This is a genomic window from Nocardia sp. NPDC051756 (assembly GCF_040681495.1).
Lineage (GTDB): Bacteria > Actinomycetota > Actinomycetes > Mycobacteriales > Mycobacteriaceae > Nocardia.
Window position 1 is genome coordinate 311,380 of record NZ_JBFAYV010000001.1, and the last position, 14,019, is coordinate 325,398.

A 14,019-nucleotide genomic window follows, 5' to 3' on the forward strand; every position below is an offset into this window, starting at 1 on the left:
AGTCTTGAAAGTCACAGCCGATATGTTCGGCGGGCAGCGTCGGAAAACATCGAGGCCAGTTCAGTTTTCGAGGCGCCGGCCGCGAGCCGCTTGAAGGTGTTCCACAGCGTCGCGTATCCGGTTCCCATCTTGTCGACGGGGAAGTTGCTCTCGAACATGCACCGTTCCGGTCCGAACGCGTCGATGCACGTCTCGAACCATGGAAGCCACAGGGCGGCAAGCTCTTCCGAGGTCGGCGGGGTCGGTGCGGTCCGATAGTCGAAGGCGGCGGCGGTGGCGAGGATGCCACCGAGTTTGCAGACGACGTTCGGCCGCTCGGCGACTTCGCGGATGCCCCGCGCCCAGGTCGCGAAGTGCTCGGCCCGATCGGTGGCGTACGGCCCGAAGCCGAGCGGCGCACCGCAGTGGTTGAGCACCAGCCGCAACTCGGGAATCGCGTCGGCCAACTCGGCGGCGTCGGCGAGTTGTGGGGACAGGATCCACAGATCGAGGCTCAGGTCGCGGTCGGCGACGACGCGCACGCAGTCCCGGATGGCCGGTTCGGCGAGCATGTGCGGACGATTATCCGGATGACTGAGCTTGATCTCCGCGCTCGCGTCCCAGCTCGCTCCGAACCTGAGTCCGCGAAAGCGGCCCTGACCGGCGGCGATGTGGTGCTCGATGACGTTGTCGACGATCTCGGCGCCGAGCGCGAAGTCGGCCCGCCCGATGATTCCGGCGGCCACCTTCGTCGGGCCACCGGCCGCGTCACCGGCCTCCGCCAGGTTCGCGACGAACTCCGTCTCGCCGACCGGCCGCAGCTCCGTCGGCCCGTCGGTGCGATAGGCCGACATGGCCTCGGCGTGCACGGTCGCGATCACGTGGTGCCCACTGCCCGTGTCCGCGCCGAATTCCTCTAGGAGATAACGGAATCCGGGGTGGTACCAGAGGTGGTGGTGCGGATCGATGATCGGCAGTTCGGGCAGCAGGATCGGCTCCTGCGGCTGTCCCGCCAGCCAGGCCTCGTCCGGCGGAAAGATCCGGCCGAACTCGGTCGGGCGCGCGGCATGGGAAACCGATGCGTTCATGGTGGAGGTCTCCCCTCAGTCGTACCTACTCGCTGATTTAACAAGTATGTACGCTAAACTACCTAGAGTCATTAGGCAAATGAGTTAAAGCTGTAGGCAACGAGGAGGGCGGCATGGCGCGCGCGAGGATGACCGACGAGAGCCTGATCCAGGCGGCGGCGGAACTGGCCGACGAGGTCGGCTTCGACAACGTGACCGTCTCGGCACTGGCCCGGCGGATCGGCGTCAAGGACGCGAGCCTCTACTCGCGTCTGGAAAACGCCCGCGACCTGCGGGTGAAGATCGCGGTCCTGGCCCTGGCCGAGCTCGCCGACAAGGTCGCCGACGCGCTGGCCGGCCGCGCGGGCAAGGACGCATTGGTCGCCTTCGCCAACGCCTACCGCGACTACGCCAAGCAACACCCCGGCCGCTACGCCGCCGCCCAGCTCGACCTCGACCCGGAAACCGCCGCCGCCAGTGCGGCAATGCGGCACTCGGAAATGACCCGAGCGATCCTGCGCGGCTACGACCTCGCCGAACCCGACCAAACCGACGCGATCCGCCTCCTGCACGGCACCTTCTACGGCTACGTCACCTTGGAGAACACCGGTCGCTACGACACCCACCCCCGCAACGTCGAAGACTCGTGGACCAGAGCCCTGGACGCTCTCGACGCCGTTCTGAAGAACTGGCCGCCGACCGCCCCTTAGGGGGAGTGCAGTTGCTGCCAGAACTGGCCGAGGGTTGTGGGGTCCTGTTGGATCAGGGCGCGGAAGCTGTCGACGAATCGTTGTTCGGCTTCGATCAATTCGAGGCGGTAGTGGTATTCGATGAGGAAGACCTGGTCGACTTCGGGTGCCGCGGCGACGACCGCGCGCTGGTGTTCGGCCTGTTCGGCGAGGGCGAGTCGGCGTTGTTCGAGTAGGGCGGGGACTTCGGCGGGGGACAGCACGACGAGGACCGACAGTGCGGCCTCGAATTGGCGGTACTCCTTGGCGGGTACCGAGATCATCTCGCGCATCCGTTCGCGCAGCCGGGCCCGGCCGGATTCGGTGGGCTGGTAGACGGTGCGTTCGGGGCGCTGACCATCGCGTTCGGTGTGCAGCGCCTCGATGTAGCCGGCCCGGGTGAGCTGTTCGACGACCATGTAGAGCGACGCGTGCTTGTAGTCGATGCTGCGCTGAGCGTTGCGCCCCTTGAGTAATTTGCCCAGCTCGTAGGGGTGCATGGGACGTTCGATGAGGTAGGCCAGCACGACCAGCGCGAGTGAGTTGTGCAGCGGGTCCCGCCGGACAGCCACGGGACCCTCCTTGAACGTCGTGCGTGATCAGATCGTATCGACGCGGCGGCGCGCCCGGACCGGCTGGAGTCTGCGTCCGCGTCGGGTCTTACCGCCGGGCTTGTACAACGACAGTAGAACGGCCGTAACGAGACTGAGCAACGAGCCGCCGAAACCCCAGGCCGCCACGTCGGCTGCCGCGCCGAGCTGCGCGGTGGTCCCGCCGATCGCGGCCAGGTGCTCGGCCTCCGCGGCCGCTCGCTCGAGCGCATCGTGCAGAAATCCGAACGCCACGAACAGGATGCCCACCGAGATGACGAGTTTGATGGCGACCCAGTAGTACCGGATCAACCCCCAGCTCGTGGTCAGGCCGAGGGCGAGGCCGGTGAGGATGGTGGCGAAGTTCATCCACGGCAGCAGCGTGAGGTCGAAGGTGGCCATCAACGCGTAAGCGACCCTGCTGGTTTCGATGTCGCCGGTCGTCATCGCGACCACCGACATCGCGAGTACGGCCAGGGTGACGCCGACCCAGCAGGCGGAAGCGACCGCATGCGCGGCGACCAACGCCTTGCGCGGTTTCGGCCGCAACTGCCCGGCGGCCAATGCCAGGATCGGGACGACCAGCCAGGTCGCGAACATCGCGACCACGTCTCCGACTAGAAACGCTTGCACCACCGTCGCGGTGACCAATACCCAACCGCCGCTGAGCATTGCCGCCCGTGGCGTGCTCGGCTGCACGGTGAGCAGTACCGCCAGACCGCCGCTGAGCGCGGCGAGCAGGCACCACATCGGCACACGCGCGTCTGCCAGTGCCGCAGGGAAAAGCGGCGGTAGCAACGCGGCGACGATCGCGAGAATCATGAAGCCGAACAACATGTTTCGCGCACTTCGCGGCGTGCGATGGGGTGCGCGGGCCGGTTTCGGCAGGGTACGGCTCTGGACTGACATGGGGTCTCCACATACTCGAATAGTCGATATCGACTATTCGAGTATCGAGAACCGACCCTCGCCCGTCATCGGGGATGACCCTGATTCGTGCCCCCGGTTTACCTGCGGCGTAACAGAACTCCGCGGATGAAGGCGGCCTGGCCAGAGTGCTGGATGTCGTCGTCGACGACGCTGATCAACCGGACGGCAAGGGCGACCGGCGGATCCCAGCGGGTGTCGACGACGCGGGGGAGATCGGCATCGGTGAGGCCGGAAACATATTTGATGGTCTGCTCATGCACGGCGTCGTAATAACCGAGGAGCAGATCCGCCGACACCGCACCCAGCTGCGCGACCTCGTCGGGGTTGTCGCCGTAACCGGTCGCGGTGTCGTCGAACGGCAGGCCGAACCGCTCGGCCCAGCCCGCCGCGGTCCACACCTGTTCGGTGTCCGCGACGTCGGCGAGGTGGTCGTCCTGCACGCGGGTCAGATGCCAGATCAGCCAGGCGATGGAGTTGGCGCCCGGGTCCAGCTGAACGGCCAGTTCGTCGCGGGTGAGGCCGGCCACGGCTCCGTGCACGTTCTCCTGCACGCGGCCGAAGGCATCGATCAACAAGTCAGCGCTGGTCATGATCGGGTCCAATCGTGAGGTGGGCGTTCATTATTCCCGCCGCGGGTGGGCCGCAACCGGGTGCGGGTCCGGCTATCGGCCGGCGACGGCCGCCGCGCGGTGACCCCTGCGCAGTGAATTCCGCCGGAGCGCCTCGTTAGTGGAGCGTGAATTCTTCGCGTCGGACGGTACTCGGATAGACCGTCCGCGCACTCGCCATTACGCTGACCGGACGATGGCAACGGGATAGTCGACTCGGGAGTGCGCTACGTTCGGATAATCACCGGTATTCAGCGGAAAACGCTTTGAAGTAGAACTAACAAGCGATTTCAGGTCGACCTGAAGAGGGTCGGCGGAATCAAATCATTGCCATGGTGCGCAAGTCTTGCTCGGGTTCTGGCAGCGATGAAACCGCCTGGCCAGCAGGCTTGTTGCGCTAGCAGGCAGCCTGGCCGTGCCTTGTCGCCATTACCGGCGCGGCACTATAAGCACAGCTTTTAATTCGTATTAAGACCGGCATGTAATCTGCGACACTTTCGCACCGGCACGCCCACGACAAGCGGCGTATCGATGACTATTGTCGTTTCGCGCACGTGAAATGCAGTTCACCGGATCACCTGAAATTCTCGCGATGCAGTGGAGGTATAGCCCAGTGGGTAGACGACTTTTTCGGTTGGCAACCGGTGGCACGAAACTGAGACCGATCCTCGCGGCGTTCGGCGCGCTGACGATCAGCGCGGTCATGGTCACCTCGGGCGCGGCCACCGCAAACGCCCAGCCGATCTGGCCGAACCCGGACCCGGACCCGTTCTACGCCGCGCCGGCCGACATCGGCAGCAAGGCCAACGGTGACGTGCTGGACAGCCGCCCGATGCCGCCGCTGTTCTACTTCCCCAACGCCTCGGTCACCCTGATCAAGTTCCGCTCGACCAACTCTCAGGGCCAGCCGATCGCGGCGACCACCACGGTGCTGACCCCGAACGGCCACCGCGCGGACGCGCCGCTGCTGTCGTTTCAGCACATCATCAACGGGCTCGGCACCCAGTGCGCGATCTCGCACGGTCTCTACGCCAACGACACGAACTTCATCGTCCCGTTCGCACCGGCGTTGAACATCGCGCTACTGCGCGGTTGGTCGGTCGCCCTGCCCGATCACCTCGGCCCGAAGAGTGCCTACGGCGCAGCGAAATTGGGCGGCCAGATCACCCTCGACGGCGTCCGCGCCGCCCAGCGACTCTCGCGGCTCGCCCTCGGGAAGAGCCCGGTGGCGTTGGCCGGCTATTCCGGTGGCGGCATGGCGACCGCTTGGGCCGCCGCGCTCGCGCCGAAGTACGCGCCGGAGCTGAACCTCGTCGGCGCCGCCGAGGGCGGTGTCCCGATGAACCTGCAGACGATGGGCTGGGCCATCGGGCACAACCAGCACCCGGCGTTCGGCCTCGGCTTCGCCGCCGTGCTCGGCTTGGAGCGGGAGTACCCGGACCGGCTGCCGGTCACCGACGCCCTGAGCGAGCGCGGGCTCGCCGCGGCCAGGGAGATCGCCAACAGCTGCACCAATGACCTGATCGCGCGCGGAGTCGGGCACTCCTTCGACGATTACGCGAAAGACAATGTGATGGCGCATGATCCGAAGGCCTGGGAGGTGGCGGATGAGAACAGCGTCGAGCTGTACGGCGGTGTGCCCGATGCGCCGATTTTCGAGTGGCACTCCCCGCAGGACAACCTGATCCCGCTGGACGCGATCGCGAACACGGTCAACCGTTATTGCCGGGCGGGCGTGCGGGTGGAATCCGAACTCTTCCCCTCGCCGGACCACCTGACCACCGCGGTCATCGGCTTCCCCTCGATGCTGAACTGGCTCGACGGTCGATACAGCGGCAAACCGGCGCCGAGCAACTGCGCCTAGCCGGCCCGCGAAAATGCCCCTGATCGGTAGCTACCGATCAGGGGCATTTTTCATCGAGTAGGCAGGTCAATCGCGCGCCGGCAGCTCGCATCCGTCCGGGCCGCAGGCGTCCGCGCCACCGATCGTCTGGATGACCGGCTGCCGCTCGCCCCACGCCTGATCGAGGGCCTGGGCGAACACCGCGACCGGCTGCGCACCGGAGACGCCGTACTTGCGGTCGATCACGAAGAACGGCACGCCGGTCGCGCCGAGCTGCGCCGCTTCCCGCTCATCGGCGCGCACCGCGTCGGCATAGGCGTTCGGATCATCGAGCACAGTGCGCACACTCGACTCGTCGAGCCCCGCGTCGACCGCGAGCCGCACCAGCCGCTCCTGATCGCCGAACAGCGACGCTTCCTCCGCGAAGTTCCCGCGATAGAGCGCGTCGAGCAGCTCTTCCTGCTTGCCCTGCGCCAACGCGAAGTGCAGCAGCCTATGCATGTCGAACGAGCTGCCGTAGTCGCGCCCCTCGGTCACATACGGCAGACCCAACTCGGCCGCCTGCGCCCTGATTCCGCGCTCGTTGGCCGCGGCCTGCGCCTCGCTGATCCCGTACTTCTGCGCGATCTTCGTGATCACCGGCCCCGACTCGTCCGCGGCCAGGCTCGGATCCAGCTCGAACGACCGATGCACCACCTCGACGTCGTCGCCATGCGCGAACTCCGCCAACGCCTGCCCGAACCGCTCCTTACCCAGGTAGCAGAACGGACAGTTGATATCGGTCCAAATCTCGACCCGCACGTGCACCCTCAGTCTCGTCTCGACCCCCGTCTACGCAACACCCGAGCTACCGGATCTGTTCCGCGCCGAGGTCTAGATCTGAGTGAGACAGGCTGTTACTGTAAACATGTGTCACATTAACCTCGACCGGATATGAGGTAGACGTCATGGCTACAAAGTCGGCAACGGCGCCGTCTCGGACCGCGGCGCAGAGCGCGTACGCGGGAATCCTGACGACGCTCTCCGAAGGGTCGGTGAACAAGCACTTCGACCCGTATACCGAGATCGACTGGGACTCGCCGGAGTGGGCGGTGGTGCCGAACGATCCGCGCTGGATCCTGCCTGCGGACAGTGATCCGCTGGGCGCGCATCCCTGGTATCTGGCGCAGACCGAAGCGCGCAAGATCGAGATCGGGATGTGGCGACAGGCCAACATCGCCAAGGTCGGCTTGCAGTTCGAAGAGGTGCTGATCGGCGGCGTGATGAACTATCTGTTCGCCGTGGTGCCGAACGGATCCGGTGAGTTCCGCTACCTCAATCACGAGGTCGCCGAGGAGGTCAACCACACCCTGATGTTCCAGGAGATGGTGAACCGGATCGGCCTGGACGTGCCCGGCATGAGCCGGTTCATGAAGGCGGTCGGCCCGCTGGTGCCGCTGCTCGGCCGGTTCTTCCCGACCACCTTCTTCGTCGCCGTGCTCGCCGGCGAGGAGCCGATCGACCACGTGCAGAAGTCGGTGCTGCGCGCGGGCGAGAACGTGCACCCGATCATGCGCGACGTGATGCGCATCCACATCGCCGAGGAGGCGCGCCACATCGCCTTCGCGCACGAGTACCTGCGGCAGCGGGTGCCGAAGCTGGGGTTCGTGCAGCGCAGCACGCTGTCGCTGGCCTACCCGATCATCATGTTCATCGCCTGCGACCTGATCGTGAAGCCGCCACGCTCGCTGTTCCACGAGTTCGACATTCCGCTCGGGATTCGCCGAGAGTTGTTCTGGCGCAGCGCCGAAGCGCGTGCGCGCCGCCGCGACTTCTTCGGCGAGGCGCGCATGCTCGCCGCCGATATCGGGCTGATGAACCCGGTGGCGAAGCTGACCTGGCGGCTGCTGCGAATCAACGGCGGGAAGTCCCGCTACCGCGGCGAGCCGGTGCGCACCCGCTCCTGAATGCGCGAGACCCGGCGCTCATTGCCATGCGCGCCGGGTTCCCGGCATTCCGGTGTGCCCCTGCGGATCCGGCACCACGCCGAGTACCTGGTGCAGTCCGAGCCCACCGTCCTCGAAGCCGAGGGCCGAGGCGGCCATATATAGTCGCCAGACCCGGGCCCGGCCTTCGCTGGTGAGCGAAACCGCTTTGTCCCAAGCATTTTCGAGATTGGCGACCCACGCGCGCAAGGTCAGCGCGTAGTGCTCGCGCAGCGCCTCGACATCGCGCACCTCGAAGCCGGCCCGCTGCATCGCCAACGCGACCTCACCGACGTCGACCAGCTCGCCGTCCGGAAAGACGTAGCGGCCGACGAACGAGCGACCACCCATCACGGACCCGCCCGCGGAGGAGATCGCGTGGTTGAGTAGCCGGCCCTCGGGGCGGAGCAGCGCACGCAGGGTCTCGAAGTACGCCGCGGCCCGCTTGGTGCCGACGTGCTCGAACATGCCGATCGAGGAGATGGCGTCGAACTGCTCGCCGCGCAGGTCGCGATAGTCGGACAGCCTGATCTCGACGTTCGCGGACAGCCCGGCCTCGGCGACCCGCTCGCGCGCCAGCTCGACCTGCGCGCTGCTGATCGTCACGCCGACCACCTGCACGCCGTACGTCGCGGCCGCGTGCATCGCCATGGATCCCCAGCCGCACCCGACGTCGAGCAGGCGCATCCCGGGTTGCAGATCGAGCTTGCGGCAGATCATGTCGTGCTTGGCCCGCTGCGCGTCCGCCAGCGACACGGTCGCGTTCACGCCGACATGTCCGTCATCCTCCTCGGCGGCGAACCGCGCGCAGGAGTACGTCATGCTCTCCCCGAGGACCAGCCGATAGAAGTCGTTCCCGACGTCGTAGTGGTGGCTGATCGCCGCCGCGTCCCGCCGTTTGGTGTGCAGCGGCCCGCGCCGTGGCCGGGCCTCCTCCGGCGGTGGCGCCGGCCGCTGCCCGAGCGCGCCGAGTTCCCTGGCCGCGACGATGGCCTTGCGGGCCGCGTCGAGGCCGAGCTTGGCGTCGCTGGGCGCGGTCGTGGCCAGCGATCGAAGGATGGTGAAGATGTCTCCGTCCAGGTCCACCGCGCCGGAGACAAAAGCGCGTCCGATCCCGAGTTCGCCTGGCGCCCAGACCATATGGCGCAGCGCGTCCTTGGACCGGATGCGGATGGTGCCCGCACACGCGCCCTCGGGTTCGATGGAGCTGCCGTCCCAGAACTCGAACCGCACCGCCAGATGCGCTCCGAGTGCGGCCTCCGCGAGCGGTTCGAATACCGCCGCGACCGTCCTCTTGTTGCCCATCACTCCACTATGGCCCGCGCCGCCCGCCGACCACGGCAACGACTGGCGGGGAATCCGAGTCGGGCGGTGGATCGGCGGGTGACGAGGGCGTTTCGGGTGGTCAGCTCAGGGGCAAGTGCTCGGTGCGGTGTGCCAGGTCGCGTAGTCGTTGGTGCACCAGCAGTTGATCGTGTCGTTCAGCTTTCGGCATTTGCCGTCTTTGTACTTGTTGCATTTGCATCTCGCGGCGCACGGAGATTCGCCGGTACTGCTACCGCACAGCGACGTGCTCGGTGCGGCTTGCGCGAACTCGGGGAAAACGGCGGCGAGTGCGGTGGCGAGGGCGCCACCGACGACGCCTAGCCCGGTGCGCTGGAGAAAGGATCGTCGAGAAGTCATAGCGGTGGCCGTTCTGTTCGAGGGCTGTCGATTGGAATGGCAGCTACCGGAACACGTTCCGTGTCCTGGGCAGAGCGGGAGTGCCGCCGGGCCGACGTTGCGACGACCGCGAACAGAATCGCGATCATCGAGATCTGTGCCGGCGCACCGAACATCGCGACAGTCGCTGTGAGGCCGTGTACCGCCAGGCCGATGAGCGACGCGACGAGCACCAGGTTGCGGACGACGATGCGCCACGAGATCAGCTCGCCCAGCATGCCGAAGCATCCGCAGGGAACCCCGAGCCGACGCATCAGCGCGCTGATCACCGCCGCGGTCACAACCAACAGGACCGCGACCGCCACCCACACGCTCGTAGGACCGAAAGCCCCTAGTAGTAGCCAGATTCCGGTGGCCAGTTCGACCAGCGGCACCGCCGTTGCGGCCGGCCGGACCAGTGCCCCGGGGACTAGCTCATAGGACGCCACCCACTCCTGCCGCCACCGTGCGGTCGCGGATAGTTTGGCGAAACCGGCGGCGACGAACAAGCCGCCGACGATCGTGCGTATGAGAAGTTCGACACCGATCCACACAGGGTCTCCCGCCACTCGGAGGAAACGCACAGGGAAGCCGAAAAGTATTGCACAGCAATGTAAAATGAGCAGACGATCATTGGTCGCTCCGTTATTGAATCAAGTATCACTATTGCACAGTTACGCCCCCGCTATCGGGTTTCCGGCAGAAAAGTGGTCTGACCGAGAACGCGCTGTCCTGCGTCAGCGCAACAGTTCTTGCGCATACAGGGCGTAAACCGCTGCGACCGAACGCATCTCACGCTCATCGACGTACTCCTCCGGTCCATGCGAGACGTCGAGCCGACCGGCCCCGTAGGCGAAGGCGGGGATGTCGAGCTGGGCATACCAGCGGGTGTCGAGAATGCCCGCGCACATCTCGAAGGCCGGCTCCACGCCGGTCACGCGCGAAATGCATTGCGCGAGAGCCCGGCCCGTCGGGTCGTGCCGATCGGTGCTCGCCGACGGCTGGAACTGGGTCAGCTCGATGGTCACCTCCGCGCCGATGCCGTCGGCGGCGGTCTCGATGATCGTGGTCAGGTTCTTCAGCTCGACCTCGAGGTCCTCCTCGGGATTGAACCGGCTGTCGATGGTGAACCAGGTGGTGCCGGGGACCACGTTGAAGTTGGATCCGCCGCCGGACAGTCCGCCGACCACGACCATCGAGCCGCGCCCGTCGTTGCCGTCCATGGCGAATGCCGTGTGCCGGGCCAGCATCGTGCGGACGTACTTCTCCAGCGGCGCCGCGATCCGCACCATGTGCTGAAACGAGTTGATCCCGAAGTTCGCCTGCCCGACGTGTGCCTCGCGCCCGTGCACGGTGACCCGCAGGCTGACCGCTCCGCGCGCGGCATGCCAGATCTTGCCCGCGCTCGGCTCCGCCGTGACCATGGCGACCGCGGCCGGGTCGATCATGCTGTGCCGCCGCAGGAATCCCGACCCCGCGACGCTGCCGGTCTCCTCGTCGCACACCAGGTGAACGACGATCTTGCCGTCCCCGAGCAGCCCGAGCTCCCGCGCGGCGGCCGCCCCGTAGAGCATGCTGACGATGCCGCCCTTCATGTCGGCGGTACCGCGGCCGACGATCCTGCCGTCCGCCCGCCGAGCGGTGAACTGCCCGCGATCCTGCACCGGCACGACATCGAAATGCCCATGGAAATATAGAGTTTTCGCGCCGTCCCCGACCGTCGCCCGGACAATGCACGGATCCTCCTGCCCACCCATCGCCGGCACCCCGATGATCTCCCCGTCGATCCCGAGCCCGCCCATCGCATCGGCCAGCACACCGGCACACCCGCGCAGACCACGACCGGGCGGATTCTCCGTCTCCTGTCCGACGAGCGCGCTCAGCAGCCCCGCCATCTCGTCGGCACGCGGTTCGAGCCACGCTCGAACCCTGGCGGAGTCATCGATCGTCACGATTTCGAGTGTCGCCGACCCCCGCCGATTACGGGCCGGTTCACCCCCGAGACCTCCTGCCGAGCCACATCGATTGCTCGGTGTTTCGGCCTTGGCCGAATCATGGTGACCTTGACCCCTCCTCGTTCATAGGCTCTGAACAGTGACAACGAGGAGTTGGAAGATGATGGAAAACGTAGCGGGGCGCGCCGATGGCGGCGTCGTTCCGGCGGTGGCCCGGCTGATCGACGGCCTGGCGGCGGAATGGAAACGGGGGCGGCGGCGGTTGCCACCCATGTGGTCGCGGCGCGACGAGCTGGCGGCGAAGGAGTCGCTGACTCCGGTGCATGTGGACGATCTTTTGCTGGGAGTGGACCCGCTCATCGCGGTACGGTGGCGAGGTTCTTGGTGATCGGAGGTGCCGTCTTGCGGTATCGGGGCAGGGGAGTGGCGGCCGGGCGAGGCCCGTCCGCGAACAGGCGAGGTCGTCGAAGATGAAGCGGATCTATTGCACGCCGGACGATCTGCTGCGCATCCGCGTCGGCGCCCCGCTCGGCGCCATCGCGGAGACGATGCTGGCCACCCGGGTGGTGCAGCGTAGAAACGTCGCGGGTTTCGCGGGCTGGCGCAGCCAGGTGCGCGGCGCGATGCCGGCCAATTTCGGGGTGCTGGCCGACATCTTGCCCGCCGACGATTCGTTTCTCGACCTGATCACGCCGACCCGGGGCGCCCGGTCGATCTCCGCGGGCATCGAGGCCTTGCACCTGGCCTCCCGCGACGAACTGCGGATGGAGTTGGACAGCGTTATCCGCAGCCGGGCGCGGGAAGGGCAAGCGCCCCTGCCTGCTTGGACGGCCGAGCTGTCGGATCGCGACGGCACCGCGCGCCGCAATGTCGCCGATGCTGTCGAGGCGTTCCACTCGGTGGCGTTCGCCGGACGCTGGTCCCACATCCAGACCTATCTCGAACAGGCCGCCGAACGGATGGCGCACACGCTCGCCACCGAGGGGGTGGAACGGCTGCTGGCCGATCTGCACCCCTACGTGAGCTGGCGCGCGCCGGTACTCGAAATCCACCGCCAGCACGACTGCACCCACGACGAGCACCTCGACGGCCGCGGATTGATCATCATCCCGTCCCTGTTCGCCTGGCCCCAGCCGCTCACGCTGATGTCCCTGGTGGACAAGGACGCACCGATGACGGTGATCGTCCCGGCCCTGCGCGACATCAACGATTTCACCGCCGCGTGGGGTCCGCGCGCGACCAACGAGGCCCTGACCGCGCTGCTCGGCCGCACCCGCGCGGCCGCGCTCCAGGTGATCGCGGAGGGCTGTAGCACCACCGAACTCGCTCGCCGACTGGGGGTTTCGCCCGCGACGGCGAGCGAGCACGCATCGATCCTGCGCGAGTCCGGACTCATCGACAGCTGGCGGCACCGCAATGCCATGCGCCACGAGGTGACCACGCTCGGCGCGGCCCTGCTCGACGGCAATCTCGGCAGCAACGTCCGGATCGCGTAATGCCTTGCGCGGCAGCGGAGTAACTCAGAACTCGTCCGCGCACCCACAGGAACCGCGCGTCTTCAATTCCGCGCCCAGGCTGACCACTCCCGGTTCGGCCGACCCGGTATCGATCTGCTTCAGCAAGAGTTCGACCGCCAGTTCGCCCATCTTGCGGGTCGGCTGAACCATGGTCGTCAAACCGGGCCTGGTGTAACGGGAGTACTCGATGCCGTCGAATCCGACGATCGCGAGATCGTCGGGGACGCGCAGGTTCGCGTCGTAGGCCGCGCGCAACATGCCCATCGCCTGGAGATCGCTGGTGACGAATACCGCGGTGGGCGTGGTCGCGCCGCTCATCAACTCGTCGAGCGCGTGATAGCCCGCGGCGCCGCCGAATTCGGCACGCACGACGACACTTTCGGGCAATCCGGCATCGTGCAGCGCCTGCCGATAACCCGCGACCCGTTCGTCGGCGGTCGATACGTGCGGTCCACTGAGGCAGGCGATATCGCGATGCCCATGAGAGATCAAGTGCTCCACGGCAATTCGCGCCCCGGCCAGGGAATCGCACATGACGTGCGCGCACCGCCCCGGATCGATGATCCGGTCCACCGCAACCAACGCCATGTCGGCCGCCGCGCACGCATCGGCGATGCCCGACTCCCAGGACGACGAAATCGCCAGCAGCCCTTCGACCCGGCGATCGATGAACGCACTCACATACGCGCGCTCCCTGGCCTCGTCGCCCGCGGCGTTGCCGACGATCAGCGGGAATCCGCGCGCGAACGCGGCCGCCTCGACGACCGCGGACAGCTCGGCGAAGAATGGATTCGCCCCGTCGGGAATGACCATCCCGAGCGCATGTCCGCGGTTCATCCGCAAGCTGCGCGCGGACATGTTCGGCCGGTAGCCGAGCTGCTCGATGGCGGCTTCGATGCGGGCTCTGGTCGCGGGGGCGACGCTGCGTGGACCGTCGTTGAGCACGTAGCTCACCAGGGCGGGTGAGGTGCCGGCGAGCCGGGCCACGTCGGCTCGGGTGACTGCCATCGGGTCACTCCTGTCGTGCTGGCAATTCGAGCGAGCTGCCGAAGAACCCTTGACAGTCTCGTGATGCGGGTCACACACTACACATCAACTCGTGTTGTCAACACGAGTTGAACTCGTACAGGATAGGTC

15 protein-coding genes are annotated in these 14,019 nt (G+C 66.7%); 5 read left to right on the top strand and 10 right to left on the bottom strand.

Annotated elements, in window-relative coordinates; all coding sequences use genetic code 11:
* Positions 1–11: 11 nt before the first annotated feature.
* On the bottom strand, positions 12–1,067 hold the full coding sequence (locus AB0M22_RS01470) for an amidohydrolase family protein (protein WP_364719594.1): 1,056 nt from the start codon (positions 1,065–1,067) through the stop codon (positions 12–14).
* A 113-nt stretch (positions 1,068–1,180) separates the two neighbouring features.
* Between AB0M22_RS01470 and AB0M22_RS01475 the strand changes: the two genes are divergently transcribed.
* Positions 1,181–1,756, top strand: coding sequence for a WHG domain-containing protein (locus tag AB0M22_RS01475; RefSeq protein WP_364719596.1), 576 nt, complete (start codon positions 1,181–1,183; stop codon positions 1,754–1,756).
* Here AB0M22_RS01475 and AB0M22_RS01480 read toward each other — a convergent pair.
* The 3 genes from AB0M22_RS01480 to AB0M22_RS01490 form a co-directional block, all read right to left on the bottom strand.
* Positions 1,753–2,346 (bottom strand): PadR family transcriptional regulator, encoded by a 594-nt coding sequence (locus tag AB0M22_RS01480; protein WP_364719598.1) that lies wholly within the window; start codon positions 2,344–2,346, stop codon positions 1,753–1,755. The two genes, AB0M22_RS01475 and AB0M22_RS01480, sit on opposite strands and share 4 nt — an antisense overlap.
* 27 nt (positions 2,347–2,373) lie before the next feature.
* On the bottom strand, positions 2,374–3,273 hold the full coding sequence (locus AB0M22_RS01485; protein WP_364719600.1) for a hypothetical protein: 900 nt from the start codon (positions 3,271–3,273) through the stop codon (positions 2,374–2,376).
* A gap of 98 nt (positions 3,274–3,371) precedes the next feature.
* Complete coding sequence (locus AB0M22_RS01490) at positions 3,372–3,884, bottom strand: DUF664 domain-containing protein (RefSeq protein ID WP_364719602.1); 513 nt, start codon at positions 3,882–3,884, stop codon at positions 3,372–3,374.
* Positions 3,885–4,605: 721 nt separating this feature from the next.
* On the opposite strand from AB0M22_RS01490, the gene AB0M22_RS01495 reads away from it, so the two are divergent.
* On the top strand, positions 4,606–5,766 hold the full coding sequence (locus tag AB0M22_RS01495; RefSeq protein ID WP_364721594.1) for a lipase family protein: 1,161 nt from the start codon (positions 4,606–4,608) through the stop codon (positions 5,764–5,766).
* 66 nt (positions 5,767–5,832) lie between these two features.
* On the opposite strand, the gene AB0M22_RS01500 is transcribed toward AB0M22_RS01495, so the two are convergent.
* Positions 5,833–6,546, bottom strand: a complete 714-nt coding sequence (locus AB0M22_RS01500; RefSeq protein ID WP_364719605.1) for a DsbA family oxidoreductase — start codon at positions 6,544–6,546, stop codon at positions 5,833–5,835.
* A gap of 146 nt (positions 6,547–6,692) precedes the next feature.
* Between AB0M22_RS01500 and AB0M22_RS01505 the strand changes: the two genes are divergently transcribed.
* Entirely contained in the window at positions 6,693–7,691 is a 999-nt protein-coding gene (locus tag AB0M22_RS01505; protein WP_364719608.1) for a diiron oxygenase, read from the top strand.
* Positions 7,692–7,709: 18 nt separating this feature from the next.
* Here AB0M22_RS01505 and AB0M22_RS01510 read toward each other — a convergent pair whose 3' ends face one another.
* The 4 genes from AB0M22_RS01510 to AB0M22_RS01525 all read right to left on the bottom strand — a co-directional run bounded on the left by AB0M22_RS01510 (position 7,710) and on the right by AB0M22_RS01525 (position 11,362).
* Complete coding sequence (locus AB0M22_RS01510) at positions 7,710–9,014, bottom strand: cyclopropane-fatty-acyl-phospholipid synthase family protein (RefSeq protein ID WP_364719610.1); 1,305 nt, start codon at positions 9,012–9,014, stop codon at positions 7,710–7,712.
* A gap of 105 nt (positions 9,015–9,119) precedes the next feature.
* Positions 9,120–9,392 (bottom strand): twin-arginine translocation signal domain-containing protein, encoded by a 273-nt coding sequence (locus AB0M22_RS01515; protein WP_364719613.1) that lies wholly within the window; start codon positions 9,390–9,392, stop codon positions 9,120–9,122.
* Positions 9,389–9,964: a MauE/DoxX family redox-associated membrane protein gene (locus AB0M22_RS01520; protein ID WP_364719615.1), complete on the bottom strand. Its 576-nt coding sequence runs from the start codon at positions 9,962–9,964 to the stop codon at positions 9,389–9,391. Before AB0M22_RS01520 ends, AB0M22_RS01515 begins: the two co-directional genes overlap by 4 nt.
* Before the next feature lie 183 nt (positions 9,965–10,147).
* Positions 10,148–11,362 carry a M20/M25/M40 family metallo-hydrolase gene (locus AB0M22_RS01525; protein ID WP_364719617.1) on the bottom strand — a complete coding sequence of 405 codons (1,215 nt, stop codon included), beginning with the start codon at positions 11,360–11,362 and terminating at the stop codon, positions 10,148–10,150.
* A gap of 163 nt (positions 11,363–11,525) precedes the next feature.
* Here AB0M22_RS01525 and AB0M22_RS01530 point away from each other — a divergent pair, with 163 nt between their 5' ends.
* Positions 11,526–11,753, top strand: a complete 228-nt coding sequence (locus tag AB0M22_RS01530) for a hypothetical protein (RefSeq protein ID WP_364719619.1) — start codon at positions 11,526–11,528, stop codon at positions 11,751–11,753.
* Positions 11,754–11,835: 82 nt separating this feature from the next.
* Positions 11,836–12,861 (top strand): winged helix-turn-helix domain-containing protein, encoded by a 1,026-nt coding sequence (locus AB0M22_RS01535; RefSeq protein WP_364719621.1) that lies wholly within the window; start codon positions 11,836–11,838, stop codon positions 12,859–12,861.
* Positions 12,862–12,885: 24 nt separating this feature from the next.
* Here the strand turns inward: AB0M22_RS01535 and AB0M22_RS01540 are convergent, their stop codons facing one another.
* Positions 12,886–13,890: a LacI family DNA-binding transcriptional regulator gene (locus tag AB0M22_RS01540; RefSeq protein ID WP_364719623.1), complete on the bottom strand. Its 1,005-nt coding sequence runs from the start codon at positions 13,888–13,890 to the stop codon at positions 12,886–12,888.
* Positions 13,891–14,019 lie beyond the last annotated feature (129 nt).